At 51.0% G+C, this 18,438-nt stretch carries 8 protein-coding genes; 4 read left to right on the top strand and 4 right to left on the bottom strand.

The features are described from left to right. Window positions 1-822 precede the first annotated feature (822 nt). Both HCN83_RS07550 and HCN83_RS07545 read right to left on the bottom strand, forming a co-directional pair. Window positions 823-4,374: a peptidoglycan-binding protein gene (locus HCN83_RS07550; RefSeq protein ID WP_168005968.1), complete on the bottom strand. Its 3,552-nt coding sequence runs from the start codon at window positions 4,372-4,374 to the stop codon at window positions 823-825. Window positions 4,375-4,504: 130 nt separating this feature from the next. Beyond that, window positions 4,505-8,638: a peptidoglycan-binding protein gene (locus HCN83_RS07545; RefSeq protein ID WP_168005966.1), complete on the bottom strand. Its 4,134-nt coding sequence runs from the start codon at window positions 8,636-8,638 to the stop codon at window positions 4,505-4,507. Between the two features lie 229 nt (window positions 8,639-8,867). Between HCN83_RS07545 and HCN83_RS07540 the strand changes: the two genes are divergently transcribed. From HCN83_RS07540 to HCN83_RS07530, 3 genes are all read left to right on the top strand, one after another. Beyond that, window positions 8,868-10,907 (top strand): hypothetical protein, encoded by a 2,040-nt coding sequence (locus HCN83_RS07540; RefSeq protein WP_168005964.1) that lies wholly within the window; start codon window positions 8,868-8,870, stop codon window positions 10,905-10,907. Between the two features lie 35 nt (window positions 10,908-10,942). Further along, the gene (locus HCN83_RS18740; RefSeq protein ID WP_168005962.1) at window positions 10,943-11,548 is read left to right on the top strand and encodes an ATP-grasp domain-containing protein; all 606 of its coding nucleotides are present in this window, start codon (window positions 10,943-10,945) and stop codon (window positions 11,546-11,548) included. A gap of 79 nt (window positions 11,549-11,627) precedes the next feature. Next, window positions 11,628-13,325, top strand: coding sequence for a hypothetical protein (locus HCN83_RS07530; RefSeq protein WP_168005960.1), 1,698 nt, complete (start codon window positions 11,628-11,630; stop codon window positions 13,323-13,325). On the opposite strand, the gene HCN83_RS07525 is transcribed toward HCN83_RS07530, so the two are convergent. Further along, on the bottom strand, window positions 13,299-13,757 hold the full coding sequence (locus HCN83_RS07525) for a hypothetical protein (protein ID WP_168005958.1): 459 nt from the start codon (window positions 13,755-13,757) through the stop codon (window positions 13,299-13,301). The genes HCN83_RS07530 and HCN83_RS07525 overlap by 27 nt on opposite strands. Window positions 13,758-14,527: 770 nt before the next feature. Here HCN83_RS07525 and HCN83_RS07520 point away from each other — a divergent pair. Then, window positions 14,528-16,723: a CapA family protein gene (locus tag HCN83_RS07520; RefSeq protein WP_168005956.1), complete on the top strand. Its 2,196-nt coding sequence runs from the start codon at window positions 14,528-14,530 to the stop codon at window positions 16,721-16,723. Between the two features lie 100 nt (window positions 16,724-16,823). Here HCN83_RS07520 and HCN83_RS07515 read toward each other — a convergent pair whose 3' ends face one another. Then, on the bottom strand, window positions 16,824-18,416 hold the full coding sequence (locus HCN83_RS07515) for an acylphosphatase (protein ID WP_168005954.1): 1,593 nt from the start codon (window positions 18,414-18,416) through the stop codon (window positions 16,824-16,826). Window positions 18,417-18,438 lie beyond the last annotated feature (22 nt).

Below are 18,438 nucleotides of genomic sequence, written 5' to 3'. Positions count from 1 at the left end.
TATCCCCCGTTACCGTCCATGACGCAACGCTGTTCATGATATGTTTCATTATAGTCGTTTTACGGGGCGTATGCTATCCTTTGCGGAAAATCGATACGTCATTGTAATAGACGGGATTTGGAGGGAAATGTTGCAAGGTGGATTTTAGCGGTATTCGGCAGAGGGGGGAAGCTTTCGTTTGCGGCCTATTCGTAAGTGAAAGCCGCTATTCGCACGGGGTACACCGTTTACGAGGTGCGATTCCACTTTTACGAGGAGGTAGTTCCTCTTTACGAGGGGATCCCGCTGCTTTATGAGAAACCTTGCTTCCTTTACGTGAAAGTGATCATCCACCTCACCCCCCTGGCTTCGGCTCGTGCCGAAGCTCTCCGCTACAAGCCTAGACGTAAGTGACGGTCGCTATTCGCACGGGATACACCGTTTACGATGTGTGGATCTGCTTTTACGAGGAGGTAGTTCCTCTTTACGAGGGGATTCCGCTGCTTTATGAGGAACCTTGCTTCCTTTACGTGAAAGTGATCATCCACCTCAACCCCTGGCTTCGGTCCGTGCCGAAGCCCTCCGCTCCGAGCCTATTCGTAAGTGACGGTCGCTATTCGCACGGGATACACCGTTTACGAGGTGCGGGTCCGCTTTTACGAGGTGTCTTCCCTCCTTTACGAGGAGGTTCTACCCGTTTATGAGGACGTTTCTCCTTGTTACGTAAACGTTTCTATTCGTACGGGACTCGGCTTATGAGGGAACGTCCGCTTTGATGTATACCTTATACTATAACTGCGAAATGAAAAGCACCGCGGCTCGTTGCTGCCGCGGTGCTTCGTTTTACTGAAGCTCTCTCAGGCGCTCCAGGCTGACGCTGTCCATAATCCCGCTGACCGGAAGCCCTTGGGAGGCTTGAAAGTCAGAGACCACGGATGCTGTTACCGGTCCGAACACGTCGGAGGGGTCAGCCGGAAAAGTGCCATAGCCGGCTGCGCTGAGCTTCACTTTCATGTCCCGTGCTTCCGTTGTGGAAAAGCCGCTTTGCAGAACGGTCGCTGTTTCGCGATCCAACACCTGCTGATCGCGTCTCGTGATCGAGCCGCTCTGCTCTAGGCCGAAATGAGCCTGGAAGTCCTGAACGACACTCATCGTTACAGGACCGTAGCGGGTCGACGGCCGCTGCGGAAAGCTGCCGAATCCAAGAGCAGTCAGCTGTTGTTTCACGTCACGCACACCCGGAGCGTCAGCCCCGTCTGTGTAAACGATTTCCTGCAGTCTGTTCATAGTCTGCTCGGTCACCCGGTCGATATTCCCGGTTACCGTCAGGCCCTGATCCTGCTGGAACGCTTCCACGACGCGGGTCGTAACAGGTCCATAGCGCGTGGAAGGGCGCTGCGGAAAGCTGCCGTAGCCAAGCGCCGTGAGCTGCTGCTTCAAGCCGGTGATGGCCGGATCGTCATCGCCGTCGGTCCAGAAGGAGCTGAGCTGCTGCTCGATGGCAGCGAGCGTGATCGGGTTCGCTGTCCCGGATGCTCGTAATCCAGATGCTTCTTGAAATGCCCGTACCACACCTTCTGTTACCGGCCCGTAGCGCGGTGACGGACGCTCCGGAAACGTGCCGAAGCCTAAGCTCGTCAGGCTGATTTTCATCGACCGGACGTTTTCATTATCATCGCCGTCCTTCAAGGATTGCCCCCATAGCTCGTCCATTTTCTGAAGCGTCACCGGATCGCCGTAGCCGTTGACGACTAACCCGTAGTGCTGCTGGAAATCAGCTACGACCCTTTCTGTTACCGGGCCGTAGCGCGGTGACGGACGCTCCGGAAACGTACCGAAGCCTAAGTGCGTGAGACGCTGCTTAAACGTGCGGACGTCTTCCGTATCAGACGGCGTCGCGTATGTTCCGTCAGTGATCGATGCGATCAGGCGGATCGTTTCTGTATCGGCTTCGCCGGTGACTGCAAGGCCGTAATACTGCTGCAGCTCCTCCAGTGCGGCTTGTGTCGCGGCTCCGAACGTACCGGATTCTCCCGCATCAAACCCTAGATGCTTCATCGCGTCCTGCAGGGCTTCTACACCGGAGCCGCTGTCGTTCAGCTGGTACACTTCCTGCTCTTTTGTAACCGTAAAGGAGTTCGTCTGCTTGTTCCCAAGCCGGTCTTCCGCGGTGAGTGTGAGCTCGGACTCGCCGTCCTGCAGCCGGTTACGGATGCGGAAGCTGCCGTCCGCCTGAACCGATGCGGTGCCAGATGAATAGCGGCTGCCGTTCTGGCTGAGCTCAAACGTAAGCGTTATAGCTGTGTCTGCTTCCTGCTTGTCCGAAAACCGGGAGGCGACGGCTCCACGAATCAGATTTTGATCCAGCTGCGTCGCTTCCAATGAGATCGCCGGCTTCTCTTCATACACGTCGATTGTCAGCGTGCGGCTGTAGCGGTTCTCTCCGCTGACGGCCTCCAGCTTCAGCTGATACGTTCCGGTCCCGGCACGTTTGGCAGCTCCATTTGTGTCTGTGTACCGAAGATCCCACTTCAGCTTCGCGCCGCTGCCAGGTTTGATTGTCCCGAGCTTCGTTCCGTCTTTCGTGAGCAGACTGAGTTCCGCTTTCATGCTGCTGTCGATGTTCCACTGCAGCTCCGGCTGAACGTGGCGGCTGACAAGGTTTCGGTCTGTTTTAAATTCCTTTACCGGATTCGAAATCGTCTCCACCTGGCCGCCAAATGGAATGCGCAGGTCCTCTGCGTTATCGGAGCGGAACGTGAGCCACCCTTCCATGTATCCGGATGTCGGCTTAGCAGAAGAAAGCGTCACGGTTACGTCTTTTTTCCCGCCCGCCGGCACGGTGACTTCCTTCGGCAGGCTCATCTTCATGCCGCGCATCGCCTTTTCCTCAACGCCCGTTTGAAAGGTGACAGCCGACGAGCTCGCATTTTCAAGCGTCACGACTGTCGTGCGACTGAACGTTCCGCCTGCCCGGATCGTCTTCAGGTTCATGCTTCCGTTCCGGTGTGCGCGCTGCTTTTCTTTTCCTTCTTCCGTAAACGTGTGGCTGTCCTGAACGAATGCTATCACGTCCGTCTGCAACGCTCCGGCCGGATCAATCCTGCCGGCCCCGGCATCGTTAACCGAGACGCCGTTAATCGCATCAGAAGTATTCATCATACGAGCTTTTACTTCATCAGGCGCAAGGCTCGGATCCTGTTCGAGCAAAAGGGCTGCGAGTCCTGCCGTATACGGCGAAGCAAAGCTTGTACCCGAGAAAAACGAATAGGCTTTTGTGTAACTGCCGCCGGCGGAAGATTTGGAGAGCGCCGTGTAAATCGCGGCGCCAGGTGCCGTCAGATCCGGCTTTATGTCATACGTATCGGTAAGCGGCCCTCGCGAGGAGAAATCTGCTACGACTTCCTGCCCTCGTGACAGATAGGATGCCCCGACCGTTACGGCAAGCGGGGATGTGCCCGGATTGTTCACTGTGCCCATACCATCTTCGCCGTCGTTTCCTGCAGCTGCCACAACGACGATGCCGGCATCGATCATGTTGCTGATCGCTTTTGTCAGCGGCGTATCAGCGATATTGGATTCTTGTCCGAACGACATGTTCACCACGTCCACGCCATCTTCTACAGCTTGATCCATCGCAGTCAGAATGCTGCCGGTATAGCCTTGATTAATCGTGTTCAACACCCGGTAGACGTATAAATCGACGTCCGGTGCGATTCCCTGCACGTCGCCTTTTCCGGCGATAACGGCACTCACGGCTGTTCCGTGCGTAGAGTTTACCCCGTGGCCTTCAAGCGGATCGGTTCTGCCGTCCCGGATGAAGTTGGCGCCGTCGCGGTAGGCGTGCTTTAACGCCGGATGATGGTAGTCGATCCCGGAATCGAGAACGCCCACTTTGACGCCTTTTCCGGTCAGACCGAGCTCGGCCAGTGCTTCCATCTCTGCTTCCAGCGCCTCCGTCTGCTCCTGGGAGTCGACATCTGTTTCCAGCGCCACTTCATACAGCTGGCTTAAATAAACGCCGTCTACGTACTCCAGCTTTGTAAAAGATGCAGCCTGATTGGCAGGCATCGTGATCGCAAAGCCGTAAAGCACCTTCTCCAGTTTTTCTATGTGTTCAACCGATATGTCTTCCTGCTCCAAGTATGCTTCAAACAGTGCCGAAGCTTGCTGCTGCCGGGCTTCTGTTTCTAGTGCAGAAAACGTTTCTCCGCTTTCCTCTGCCTCTTTTTCCTGAATATGTACCGGTTCCTCGGTTAAATCGACGATCACTTCGACCATCTGTCCGCTGTCTACCGGAATGTCCGGGTCCAAAAAAGCCTCAGCGGCTACAGCCGTCTGCAACGATACCAGCATCCCAATGACAATTAACACGACTGCTCCAACTGATTTCATTCTGAACACCATCCCACTTCTTTAATACGAAAAAGGCAGAGGCTTCACTATTGTGAACATCCTCTGCCTTTATTATATCGTCTATTTTCCTATAAATCACAAATTCTTTGAGATTATTTCAACTTTTTTGTTAACGGTATACCGGCACTTCAAACGGCAGATACGGATTGTCAATCTGGTCATACAGCTCTTTGATCATGCGAGTCTGCTTATAGGCCCAGCCGATATCTGTCGCGTACTGGTAAAACGAGCTTCGGTTGATGCTGATGCTGCTGTTTAACGCAGCTTCATGGAAATCAGGATCCCAGCGCATTTTGTACAGCGTGTCCTGGCCGCGGTTCAAGTAGTTATTCGAGATAAACTGGGCACCGCCCTGAATGGAAGCCTGCGGTGTGAACCAGCCTTCACGATAAGCTCTTACTGAACCACGCGTGTACGGATCGCTGTCAATCGCTTCGATTCCGAACATGTTATACGTTTTCTTCATATCGAGACGGCTCGTATCGTAACTGTCGTCCCGGCGGCTTATCCAGCTCCACGAATTGTTTGCACTGTTAAAGCGCCGTTCCAGCGTATACTTTCGTACGCTGCCATTCGACTGAGGCTGCACCGACACCCACATATTGGAATTAATCTGTCCGACTTCAAAAGAGCCGTCAGAAAGTCTGGATGTTCCGTTGCCCGTTTCCAGAAGCGCGTGGGAAATCAGGTAAATATCGTTGACTCCCTGCGATTCTGCAGCCTGCTTAAACGCATTCCCGGTGTTGTGGAGAATACCGCGATTGCGGAGAATATTGTTCAGCTGCGACGCCGGCACGCCGGACGTTTGAGACAGTACCAGGAACTGGAACATGTCGCGATGTCCTGGCTCCAGTGTGAAGCGATTCGGATCAACATATCGTCTGACGTCTGCTTCCAGTGCATTCTGCCAGCCGCCACCGTAAAGATCGGTCTGCGGACGAAGCGGCATCTGTCTGTTTAACATTTGAGAAACTGTCATTTGATAGTTGCGGTATTCAATGCTGTTGCCGATTTTCGCCATCTCATCGTTGATCTGCTGCATTGTACGTGGATCACCAATCCCGTTTACGACAAGTCCATGATGTCGCTGGAAGTCACGAACGACAGCGGCTGTCACTTCACCGTAGCGGTTTGAAGGGCTGGATGGAAAGCTGCCGAATCCTAATCGACTCAGATTCCGCTTCAGCTCGCGCACGTTTTCATGAGCGGCACCGTCAATGTAGTTGGAATTGAAAATCGAATCAATAAAGTCGGCGTCACTCTGGCTGAAACGCCCGTTTACCGTGCGGCCGTAGTAATCCTGAAATTCACGCACGACGCGCTCGGTCACACTGCCGTATCCTTCAGAAGGATTGGATGGAAAGCTGCCAAAGCCGAGCTTCGTTAGGTTCTGCTTCATTTCCACAATTTCTTCTCCCCGGTCTCCGTTTTGGTACGGATAGGAAAGGCCGTCTGTTTCCATTTGCAGATACATGCCGCTCACGTAAGCCGGCTGCTCTGTAATCGAGCTGTGGCTGATTCGGTACCAGCCATTCTCTTCACTGATCACATCAACGACGGTTCCAGTTGGGAGCTGACCGATGACCGAGAAGTTGGTACTCGGTCCGCGGCGGACGTTTAAATTTGAATTTGCCGTCACAACTGCTTTTCCGATAAAGCTCTCTCCAACCTGCGAATCCAGAAGACTCATTGTAACCGAGTCTCCGATACCGTTTACTACGAGACCGTTTGCCTCCTGGAAATCACGGACGACTGAAGACGTTACGGCTCCGTAGCGATTGGACGGACTTGTCGGGAACGTGCCGAATCCTAGCTTCGTCAGGTTCAGCTTCAGCGTCACGATATCCGCGTGAGCCTGTCCGTCCCGGTAGCGGGAGTTCAGCTCCGACTGAATCCGGTTCGCCGTCGTTTGATTCGTTATTCCGGTGATCGGCAGTCCGTAATATTCCTGAAAGTCTTCCACGACCCGCATTGTCACAGGCCCGTAGCGGACAGAAGGACTGGACGGGAACGTGCCGAAGCCAAGCGTCGTCAGATCTTTCTTCAGCTGCACGATCGCAGAGCCTTGATCTCCGTCTTCATATGGCAGGGTGAGCGTAGCGTCGTAATGTTCCGCAACCCGCTGCTCCAGCCGCTCCATCGTGCGGGAATCGGCTATGCCGCTCGTTACCAGTCCTTCGGAGGATTGAAACTCCTTCACAACTCCGGAAGTAACCGGACCGTAGCGATTGGACGGGTTAGACGGGAACGTGCCGTATCCAAGACGAGTCAGATCCAGCTTTAAGTCAACGATCGAGCTATGGGCATTGCCGTCCTGAAAAATAGTGCCTGCCTCCTGCTCAACGCGGTTCAGCGTCTGCTGATCGGTGATGCCGTTTACGGAAAGACCAAAGTAGCGCTGGAAATCCTCCACGACACTCATCGTCACCGGTCCATAGCGTTCGGACGGATCAGCCGGGAAGCTGCCGAAGCCAAGCTTTGTCAGCATCAGCTTCAAGTCCCGCACAGCCGGACCTTCATCTCCGTTCACGTACGGAAGCTCCAGTGAAGACCCTTCTACAACATCTTCCGCCATCGCATGAAGCGTCTGCATGGTCACTGAATCACCGAGACCGTTCACGACTAATCCATTATCAGCCTGAAAGTCTTTGACGACGCTTGTCGTGACCGGACCAAACCGGTCGGACGGCGATGACGGAAAGGAGCCATACTCAAGCGATGTGAGCATCATCTTAAATTCCTGAATGCCTTCGCCTTCCTGAAAATCCTGAAAGTACGTGCCGGCTTCCTCTGAAATCCGCTCGAACGTTTCCGGGTCGACTTGACAGTCTGCTTCTAAACCAAAGTAGCTTTGGAAGTCAGCGACGACGCCCATCGTAACCGGACCGAATCGCTCTGACGGATCGGACGGGAAGGTACCAAAGCCCAGCTTTGTCAGCTCCAGCTTCATCTCCCGGATTTCAGGAGCTTCGTCTCCATCTTCAAATACAAGACCTTCATCAGCTGTAGAGAAAGTGGACATGGAGGAAAAGCTTTCCTCTGCCTCTTCAGGCTCAGCCTGCTCTTCTTCTGTAAGATCCTCTTTAGCTTCTTCTGCACTCTCGCCTGCTTCGTTCTCATCAGAGGACGAATCTGCACCGTCCTGCTCGTATGTGTCTTCTTCTGCTGCTTCACCAGCACCCTCGTCAGTCTCGTCTTCACGTGCTTCTGAATCATGGTCTGATTCCTCGTCGCTGTCCGCATCTTCCTCGCGGACCTCGTCTTCTTCTGCTTCTTCCTCACGAGCTTCTGAATCAAGATCAGATTCTTCCTCGCTGTCCGCTTCTTCCTCGCGGGCTTCGTCTTCTTCTGCTTCTTCCTCACGAGCTTCTGAATCAAGATCAGATTCTTCATCGCTGTCCGCTTCTTCTTCGCGGGCCTCGTCTTCCTCTGCCTCTTCTTCTCGCGCTTCTGAGTCAAGGTCAGATTCTTCATCGCTGTCCGCTTCTTCTTCTGCTTCTTCTTCACGAGCCTCCGAATCAAGGTCGGACTCTTCTTCGCTTTCCGTATCTTCTTCGCGGGCCTCGTCTTCCTCTACTTCTTCTTCGCGGCCTTCCAAGTCGAGATCAGTTTCGTCTTCACGGGCTGCTTCCTGCTCTTCGCGGAACAGCGCCCACTCATCGGAGAGCTGTGAATACGTTTCTTCATCGACTGCTCCGTGCGGGGTCAGCTCTCTCGTTTCCTGGTAGCTCTTCACTGCCGCTGCGGTGATGATGCCATAGAAGGTCGTAAGCTCCTCCTCCTGAAAACGCTCCTCATGAGGATCCAGCTCCTTTAACAGATGCTTCAGTTCCGCTGTTTCCTCTTCGTTTTGTCCGACAAAAAGGAGGTAACCCTGATCTTCCAACAGCTCGTTCATCTTCTCCCAGGCTTCTTCCGTATATGTAGAAGCTTCTTCGAGATCGTGATCGGCCTGGAATTGATGAAGTGCTTCAGCAAGCTCTTCTTCTGTCGTATATATAGCTTCGTCTGATGGCTCTGCTTCCGGATCAAACTCATACAGCAGCAGCTGTTCACGGAATATGATCCATCGGAGTTCGTCAAATTCTTCTTCTGTAAGGTCATGGATGACATCGTCGGTTAACGTTGTGTCTTCCTGCGTATCCTCGCTGTCACTGCCTTCTGCAAGTGCAGTTCCAAACGAACTGAATAACAGCAGAAATACTAGAAAAAAGATGGTACTGCTTTTCAGTTTTTGTTTCATACTATGCCTCTCTCCTTTCTCAGAAAATTATATCGACAATTGTCATAGATTATAAAGAGACTTTTTTATGTTTTTTAACATTACTGCACTTCTATAGTGTACCTGCTTCATGGAAGGATGTCCCTCTCTCTCGAGTTATTTCTTTCTTTCATCATGTTTCTTTTGATAAGGTTTGAAAAGAAGACCGTTCTCATTCACTCAGCGACAGCTGTACAAGGAGGAAATTAGCATGAGACAAACAATGAAGAATCTTTGGCAGGCGATTACGGAAAACCGGTCTGCTGTAAATGGTGAACTTAAGCCGCCGGCACGAGCATACTCCGGGAGCAATGGCTATATTGTTTACCTTACATATGGAAGTCAGGATGACCGCTCCACCATTACGTTTGGTGTTCATTCGGATTATGCAAAAGCAATACAACTAGCATTTGAAGCAAGGCCGCAGCATACACCAATTCTTTCATTAAAATTGGATGTCGTCACGAGAATCCGGGAAAGATCTGTTCCAACCACTTTTCAGCAGCAGGATGAGCGGATCTCCTTTAAACCAGGGCGGGACGGTATCATACTGGACGACCGTCCTGACATGTTGTTTATTCCGGAAGAGGTTCAGGCATATCAAATTCTTAAGCGCGGCAGAGTTAACGAGTCCGGCCTCCGGCATGCACTGTCGTATCGACCGCAAACTGCTGCGATGGAAAGCAGCATCAAAACACCGGCGAATGTACGTGTAATTCGCACAACTTCCTATTATATTGATTCCTCCGGTTACTATTCCCTGAGCAATGGCCAACGGAAAGGCTTTCCTCTTTCTGAGGAGAAGTTGGAATATGCCGTGAAACTGGCTTCATCCAACTATTTTAAGCATGCTGTCGATGCGAATGGCCGCATTACATATGCCTACCATCCTCACACAGATTCAGAGGCCGACGGCTATAACATCTTAAGACACGCCGGCACTGCTTATTCAATGCTCGAGCTATATGAGTGGAACCGAGATCAAGACATTCTTGATGCTGCGGCACGAGCCCTGGAGTATTTGACGTCTTTTTCACATGAGCATACGATAAATGGCATCGCGGTTAACGTGATTGTGGAAGAGGATTTAATTAAACTCGGTGGTAACGGCCTAGCGATCGTTGCCTGCGCCAAATATACGCAAGTAACCGGAGACCGGAAATACGTGCCGTTTATGCAAAGCCTTGCCACGTGGATGGAAGAGCTGCAGCGGGATGCTCCGCGCTTCAGCATTCATAAGCAGGAGTACTCGACTGGCAAGGTTTGGGATTTTGAGTCGAGGTACTACCCAGGAGAAGCAATTCTTGCCATGGTGCGCCTTTACGAAACTGACGGAGACTCCCGATGGCTCGATTACGCGGAAAAAGAAACCCGCTATCTTATCGAAGTACGGGACAGAGAAGCAGATAAAGCAACGATTCCACATGACCACTGGCTTTTGTATGGTATATACAACCTTTACCAATACAGGCCGCTTGCAATTTACCGGAGCCACGCCTTTTTTATTGCAGATGCGATAACGGAGTCTCAGTTCACTGATCCTGACGAGGTGAGCAGAGAAATGCTCGGATACTTTCACATGGATAATCCGCGTCCGCGCTCAACACCTGCTGCCTGCCGAAGCGAAGGGCTCGGTGCCGCTTCCAGACTGGCAGATCAGGTAAAAGATCGCGATCGGGCACGGCGGTACCGACGATCGATTCATCAGGCAATTTCCTTTCAGCTGCAAATGCAGCTCTATCCGGAATCGGTGCTGTATTTTCCGAATAAATCACTGTCACTCGGTGCTTTCAGGGGAAATCTGCGAAACTGGGAGCTGCGCAATGACTATACACAGCACAACATTTCCAGCATTCTTTCGTACCTCCGCTTTGTCAAAGCGATGAGCACGACAGAGAAATCGTCGCTGCAGCTGATACAGACCTCTTTTGATGCTGAAAAATATCCGGTCTACCTACGCCGCTCGAACCGGCGAGTGTTTCTTGCGTGCATTCGACGTGGCGCCGATTGGACGAGGCTGGATGGCGGACGATTTGAACTGAAAAAAGGTCGTTACACGTATACGATAGAAGACGGCAAGGTACTGGATGCATTAAACAGTCCGCTTGCTGTACGCTGCATCAAGCGAAAAGAAGTCACGACCGGTCTGCTTAGAAGCCGGGAGCTCCCCGCTCCGGAAAATGCGTTATTTATGAAGGGGATCTCAAACGAGCTTGGGACTGGGCTCAAAAGCTTCTACCGGTCGTTGTGAAGTCCGGCGGCGGCTCGAAAGGCAGATCTGTCTCCGTGAACATTTCGACGTTCAGCGAATTTGAAGCGGCCTTTCAGCAGGCACTGGACACGGATCCCGATGTACTCGTTGAGCAGCATATAGATGGGGAGATCTATCGTTTCACTTGTCTTGACGGAAACGTAATTGCTGTAGGGCGGCGAAGACGTCTGCATGTGCGCGGAGACGGTTCTTCCACTATTCAGAAGCTACTTGAACAAAAAAACGAAGAGCGGCGAAGACGGAAGGTACTGGGTCATAGCGAAATTAACGTCACCCCTGCACTGGAAGCATCACTCAGACTTGATGGCTTCGACCTGCATTCCATTCCTGCTAAAGAGAAGGTCGTTTTCCTAAGTCCCGTCTCCCACGTCTCAGCAGGCGGGGAAGCAATCGATGCAACAGACGAGGTCAGTCAAGTGGTCAAGCGGATGGTCGAGGAAGCGGTACAGTCCATTCCGGGTCTAGGCATGTGCGGGGTCGATGTTATTATTGATGATGACGGGCAGCCACACATTCTGGAAATCAATAATGATCCGAACATTACGACGCATATGGAGCCGTGGGAAGGCAAGGCCATTCCTGTTGCAAAAATGATTGCGAAAGCGATGTTCCCGGAATAGGAAAAAGTTTCATACCCCGCCGGCGCCCTTTGTGGTAAAGTAGGTTCTGAATGTATTTCTTGAAAAAGGAGTCAATACTGTGGAAAAACTACTTTCAACGATTTTTGATGCTGTTAAGAAACGAACAACAATAGATGCTGTCGACACAGAACTGGAGAACGCCTACCGCACGGATGAGGGCGAGCTGATCGTGTACCTTTCTGTCGGCAACAGCTACACACGCGCGTTCGTAACGATGGGCCGCGGCAAAACCGCTGCCGAAGCGATCAATGAGGCGATCGAATCGTACCTGGAATACCGCGTGCGCCACCTGAAGCCGATATCCGTCAAGCTGGACGTTATCCGCGAGGTCGTTCCCGGCCGCAAGCAGGGCAGCCGCTTGAACGTGAAGAAAGATGAAATTCTTTACCGGCGCGGTGAAGACGGCTTTGCATTTTCCGAGGACCTGCGCATCTCATTCCTCCCGGAAGAAGTAGAGGCGTATAAAATGATCCAGGAGCGCCACCTTGTGAAAGAAAACGCGTTTCTCGCATTTGAAAAACACCCGCTGCTGTTTGATCAAAAAGCTGTGAAAACACTTTTGACGAACGAATTTATGGATGTCTATAAAGTTCGCACCCACGCTCACTATTACGATAAAAATGGCTACTTGAAGCTGTACCGCGGCCACCGGTTCTTTGACGACCTGAACCGCGACGACCTCGTCAATGCGATCACGCTGGCGAAAAACAACTACTTTAAGCAAGCTGTAAACAGCAAAGGAAAAATCGTGTACGCCTATCAGCCGCACAATGGCTCCCAGGCTTCCGGCTACAATATTCTCCGGCATGCGGGCACGACATATTCGATGCTTGAAGTCCATGAAATGATGCCGGACGACAGGCTTCTGGATGCAGCGAAGCGCGGCATTAACTTCCTCAAGAAAAAAGTAGAGGATATTGAAATCAACGGTATCAAGGCACAGGCAGTTGTTGAGAAAGGCGCTGCCAAGCTCGGCGGCAACGGACTCGCAATCGTTTGTCTTGCTAAGTATACGGAGCTCACCGGAGACCGCAAGCATCTGGAGCTGATGCAGAACCTGGCAACGTGGATGGGCGAGCTGCAGGATGAGTCAGGCAAATTCGCTGTGCACAAACAAAAAGTGGCGACTGGCGAAAACACCGGCTTTATCTCTCATTATTATCCAGGTGAAGCAATTCTTGCGATGGTTCGTCTATACAAAATTGACGGAGACGAGAAATGGCTCGATTTCGCTGAAAATGAAGCCAACTATTTGATTACTGACCGTGACAAGACAGAAACAATCGATACGATTGCACACGACCACTGGCTTCTGTACGGACTAAACGAGCTTTACCGGGAGCGACCAAAGGACATGTACTTGAAGCATTCCTTCTTTATCGCGGATGCCATGATTCACGCTCAGCGACTGGATACAAACGAGTACAGCCGTGAATGGATCGGCTCATACAAGCAGCCGGGCACTCCGCGTTCCACACCGACGGCCTGCCGCAGTGAAGGTCTCGGAGCAGCATACCGCCTGGCGATGGATCACGGCTACGAGGACAAAGCAGCTTCGTACAAAGCCGGTATTCATGAAGGCATCAAGTTCCAGCTGCAGATGCAGCTGCGGCCGGAGTCCGTCATGTACTACATGAACAAACGGCTCTGCCTCGGCGCTTTCCACGCCGGCCTGAAAAACTACGAGCTGCGTAACGACTACACGCAGCACAACATTTCCAGTCTCATTTCATATGCGGGTATCCTGGAAAAGTAAACGCATTTTTCTCCTCCTCGGCATGGCGCCGAGGAGGTTTTTTAGTGTGCCCTCCTTCAATCCGGGCCTTATTCGTAACTGAACACTGCTATTCGCATGGGGGTCCGCTTTTACGAGGTGGGATTCACCGTTTACGAGGTGCTTTTGCTTGTTTATGAAGAGCGTTTGGCTTGTTATGAGCAGGTTGGCTTCCGTTATGAGGAAGTGCGCCTCTTCCACCTCCTTCACCGGCTTCGGCTCGGGCCGATGCCCTCTGCTCAGAAATCTCTTTCTTATTCGTAACTGACTCCCGCTATTCGCACGGAGGTCCGTTTTTACGAGGTGGGATTTACCGTTTACGAGGCGCTTTTTCCTGTTTACGAGGAACCTATTGCCTGTTATGAGCAGATTGGCTTCCGTTATGAGGAAGTGCGCCGCATCTACCTCACTCACCGGCTTCGGCTCGGGCCGAAGCCTTCCGCTCAGAGATCTCTTCCTTATTCGTAACTAAACACCGCTATTCGCACGGGGTTCCGCCTTTACGAGGAGTGATTTACCGTTTACGAGGTGCTTTTGCTTGTTTACGAGGAACTTTCTGCTTGTTATGAGCAAGTTGTCTTCCGTTATGAGGAAGTGCGCCGCATCTACCTCCTTCACCGGCTTCGGCTTGGGCCGAAGCCCTCTGCTCAGAGATCCACTCCTTATTCGTAACTGAAAACCGCTATTCGCATGGCATCCGCTTTTACGAGGTGGGATTCACCGTTTACGAGGAGCTTTTGCTTGTTTATGAGGAGCTTTTTGCTTGTCACGAGCAGGTTGGCTTCCGTTATGAGGAAGTGGCTCGAAACATCAGGCAGCTTCTTTTGCTCTATTATGAAAATACTTTCGATTCTGCCCTTCTCTCCCAGGCTTTACTAACTCTTTACCCAACAAATACATGCAATCTGTTTAGCAACCGCATTTTTAGGCAATATGTATCACATCTGCTTCAATTCCTGCAGGTGGAAGGTTACCCTTTCGTTTTTTCGTTAGCAGGTTTGTCCGTGGTTATACATGCAGAATATAGGATTATTTGAAAGATTCATCAGAAAATACGTAATTGATAAAAATGTTGGTGACTCTCTCTCCAGCGTGTAGTAATATTATCTCACGGTGCAGACTACCTACCTGGGAACGTCCACAGCGATAAAGCTTTTTATCAACTTAAAGAGGTGTTGTGAATCATGAGCAAGCCGTTTACGATTACGTTTGCCGGAGATACAAGTCTTGGTGACTGGTATCTTCAAAAACCAAACAGGATCACGGAGAAGGAACGATTGGAGCGTGATCCATTCTCTTTCGCAGAGGAAACAGCTCCTATATTCAAAACGAGCAATTTCTCCATTCTTAACCTTGAGACCGTACTTGAAGAAGATCCGGACGGCTTTCAAGAAGGGAAACAGTATCCAAACTGGGACCATCCTGAACGCACCGTTAACCTGCTCAAGGACCTGAACATTAAAGCGGTGAGTCTGGCAAATAACCATACGATGGACTTTGGACCAGACGTTCTTTTAAATACAATTAGCACATTGAAATCAGCAGGCATTCAGCATTTCGGTGCTGGCTCTTCTTTGTCAGAAGCGGTCAGACCACTGAAAATTGAAGTGAAGGCAGGGCTTAAGAAAAATAATGTATTTGTGTTTACAGGTATGAGAGCTTCTAGACGATACCGGGAAGACTATGGGTTCATGGCGAAAAAAGATTCTCCCGGAGTGAACTCGCTGAATGAAAACCGCATGCTTCGAAAGATTGAAGAAACACGGGCTGCCCATCCGGAAGCCTGCATCGTCATCTGTCCTCATTGGCAGGGCTCTGATTATAAATGGGTGAAGCCTGCTTACGAGGTAAAATGCCGTAAATTTATTGATGCTGGTGCTGACTTTGTTTTTGCGCATGGGACTCACATGGCGAATCACATTGAAAAATACGAAAACGGCGTCATCGCTTATTCGATCGGCAACTACATTTTTAACTCGCCAGGCCGCTATGACAAAATGAACGCCCCACCTTTCAGCCTGATTGTGGAACTTACAGCTGACTATGACAAACAAAGCGGATGGTCATTTACACCTGTTTTTTATCCGATCGTCACAGACAACCGGCGCACCGGCTTCAAAACCCGTTTTGCAGACAGAGGAGAAGCAGCCGAACTATTGCACACGCTTAATGAGAAGCAGTATATCGGAGATGATGAAGAGGTAATCTGTGATAAAGATCACGGTCCTGCCTATGTGCTTCCAAAAGGCCTTAAAAACATTAAATTAACATCAGATGAAGTTGCACAGCTGCTGCCGGATCCGGCGCTCAATACAGATAAAGACCTTTCAGAGAATGAGACCTTTAAAGACGAAGTGAAGCAGTTAGAAGACATTCAGGTAAAAATAGAGACTTACCTGAAAGATTATTACCAGACATTCGCACAAAATAAATCCGTGATTGAAGATAAGGACAAGCTTGAGACCCTGTCCGCCATTCTGGAGAAGCGGTTTATTTCTCACGGGTTTCTGAAAAAATTTGAGCGGAAGAAAATTCCGATGCTTAATTCCTTTTCATTCAAGGATATTATGGTGGAACAGTCAGCGCTGAGAAAGCTCGGTCATCAGAATCACGCATGGCAGCTCGATCGTAAAACAAAGGCGTTCCGTTTCGCTGATGAAATCGGTCTTCGCAGGCCGAAAAGCTCCTCTCGTATTTATACGTTTGATGAGATAAAGGACAAAGAGGCGCCGATCGTGATTAAGCCTGTTCAATCAACAGGCTCCAGAGGTGTGTATCTCATTTTCAATGACTCAAAAATATTGTCTGCCCGCAATAACAAGTATTTATCCAGCCGGGAGGAAATGATAGAGGAAATGCGCGAGCCGCTTGCGGCAGTTTATCGCGGCAATCCGACAGGCCAGCTGCTAAAGGATGAATGGATAACAGAAGAGTTAATTTTGCGCGAGGAAGGTTCTACTGCACCGCCGCTTGATTATAAATTTTACTGCTTTTACGGAGAGCTTCTGTTTGTCTTGGAAGCAGATCGTTCAGATGCTTCCGGCTTCAGCGTCTGGAATGCTGACGGAACGCTGGCTGTTACCGGCTGGCAGGATGAGAAACTGCGGGAAGGAATTGGATTCTCTCAAGAGGATGCAGACGAAGCGCTGCGGGCCAGCCTGGAGATCCCAGCACCTTTCATACGCATGGATATGCTGAAGAGTCCCGACGGCATCGTTTTTGGTGAAGCGACCCCACGTCCTGGAAAATTTCATCTGTTTAACAAAAAATACGATCAGCTGCTTGGACGAGCTTATAAAGAAGCAGAAGCCAGGTTGCAGCGTGATATGCTGAACGGAAAAGAGTTTGCGGCGTTTAAAAAACACTTTACGATAAAATAATGATGTTGAAGCCAGACCGGACATGAATCCGGTCTGGCTTTTTGAGCGGAGGCTCATCCTACACAAATAAGCAGCGGCTGCGGCCGCTGCTTTCTTAATCTTATTTACGTCCTAACCGGACGATTTTTTTCGCAATATCCAGGGCCAGCCGCACTGGATACGTCATTTTCCACGTGGTACTGTGGACAAGCTGGTCATACTTTCTTGCGATCCGCTTGTACTCTGCACTGGAGAGGCCACGGTAATTCCCTCTGGAATAGCTTTTCTTCGCCTGCTTCGTCTGAAAGCCCATACGGACAGGCTTTGTCCACTCTTCTTCAAGAATTTCGCGCACTTCCGCACGTTCCGGTCCTTCCAGCACTACTTTTTTGAAGTTATTCACTTTCTTTTTATTCGGATGGCAGACGACGATCGAAACAGAACCGTCGGCTTCATTTCGTGCGTAGCCGTGCAGGTCGCGCATGAGTGCCTCCCGCTTCACCCAGGCTCGGTATCCGACACCTTGCACCTCGCCGCGAACCGTATAAAGCTTGCCGTACAGCTCTCCTTTAGGCGGTTTCGGTACTTCCACCATCGTCGCGGAGCGGCTTTTAATCGGCGCAATCACGTTATCGAAGTCAAAATAAAGGTTTGATCTTGGATAGTCAGCCGTCTCAGGAAAGTAATAGTCGATAAACGCTTTCGCAAAATCACGCGGCGTTCCGATCATCGGAAACAAGTGGCCACCAAGTCCCGGCCGCGAATTTACTTCGATCACAGAGCCCGCTCCGGTTTCGTCATCAACGATGATATCCACACCGCTTTGAGCGAGTCCAGGAATCGCTTTCGTTGCTTCAATCGCAATCCGTTCGAGGGCCGGAGACAGCTCCTCGGTTACATCAACGGAGTCTCCTCCGTTTGAAAGGTTACTCTGGACACGCAGGTAAATGCGCTTGCCTTCTTCGAGAACCGAATCCAGCTCATAGCCTGCCTGCTCAATCATATAGAGCACTTCTTTATCAATCCGGATCATCCGGCTCGTTAAGTGCGGGTTCAGTCTGCGGAATTTGTTTTTATCCTGGATCAGCTTCCGGATCGTGCGCTGTCCGTCACCGACGACGTTTGCCGGGATCCGGTGCATCGCCCCGAGTACTTTTTCACCGAGAACGATGACGCGGAATTCTTTTTCGCCGGGGATGTGCGTTTCGATAATGACTTCTTTGTAGCCAAGCTCATCGCGTACGTACTCGATCGCCTCTTTTAACACCTGTTCTTCACGGACGTTCGCAAAGACCCCTTTGCCGCCGTTCGCGCTGACGGGCTTTAAGACGAGCGGATAGCCGAGTTCGTTACCGTATGCGAGAATGTCTTCATTCGAGGCATCCTCTAAAAACTTTGCGCCCTGAGGCGTTGGCACGTTCGCCTTTGTTAAATACTGTTTCGTTAAATCCTTGTCGTCACAAATATCGAATGCTTCATCCGTCACGAGATCGCCTTTCGATAAGGCGAAGTGGTGCTCCTTGTTTTTATGACGCAGCGAGTAACGGACTTTCAGCTTCATTTCTTCATCAAACTCACGGTAAAAGCGCAGGCGGATGCCGCGGCGCCACCCTTCCAGTGCGACGGTATACGTACTGATCCGTTTACCCTGCCCTGCTTTCGGTACGGCTCCTTCTAAGTGTGGGAGCCATTGATAGGTTGTTTCCTGTATCACGTTGGGTTCCTCCTGTCCGGGC

The sequence above is a fragment of the Alkalicoccus luteus genome (genome assembly GCF_012034335.1).
GTDB lineage: Bacteria > Bacillota > Bacilli > Bacillales > Salisediminibacteriaceae > Alkalicoccus > Alkalicoccus luteus_A.
Note: the sequence above shows the minus strand (reverse complement) of the source record. Positions and strands in the feature narration are given on the sequence as shown.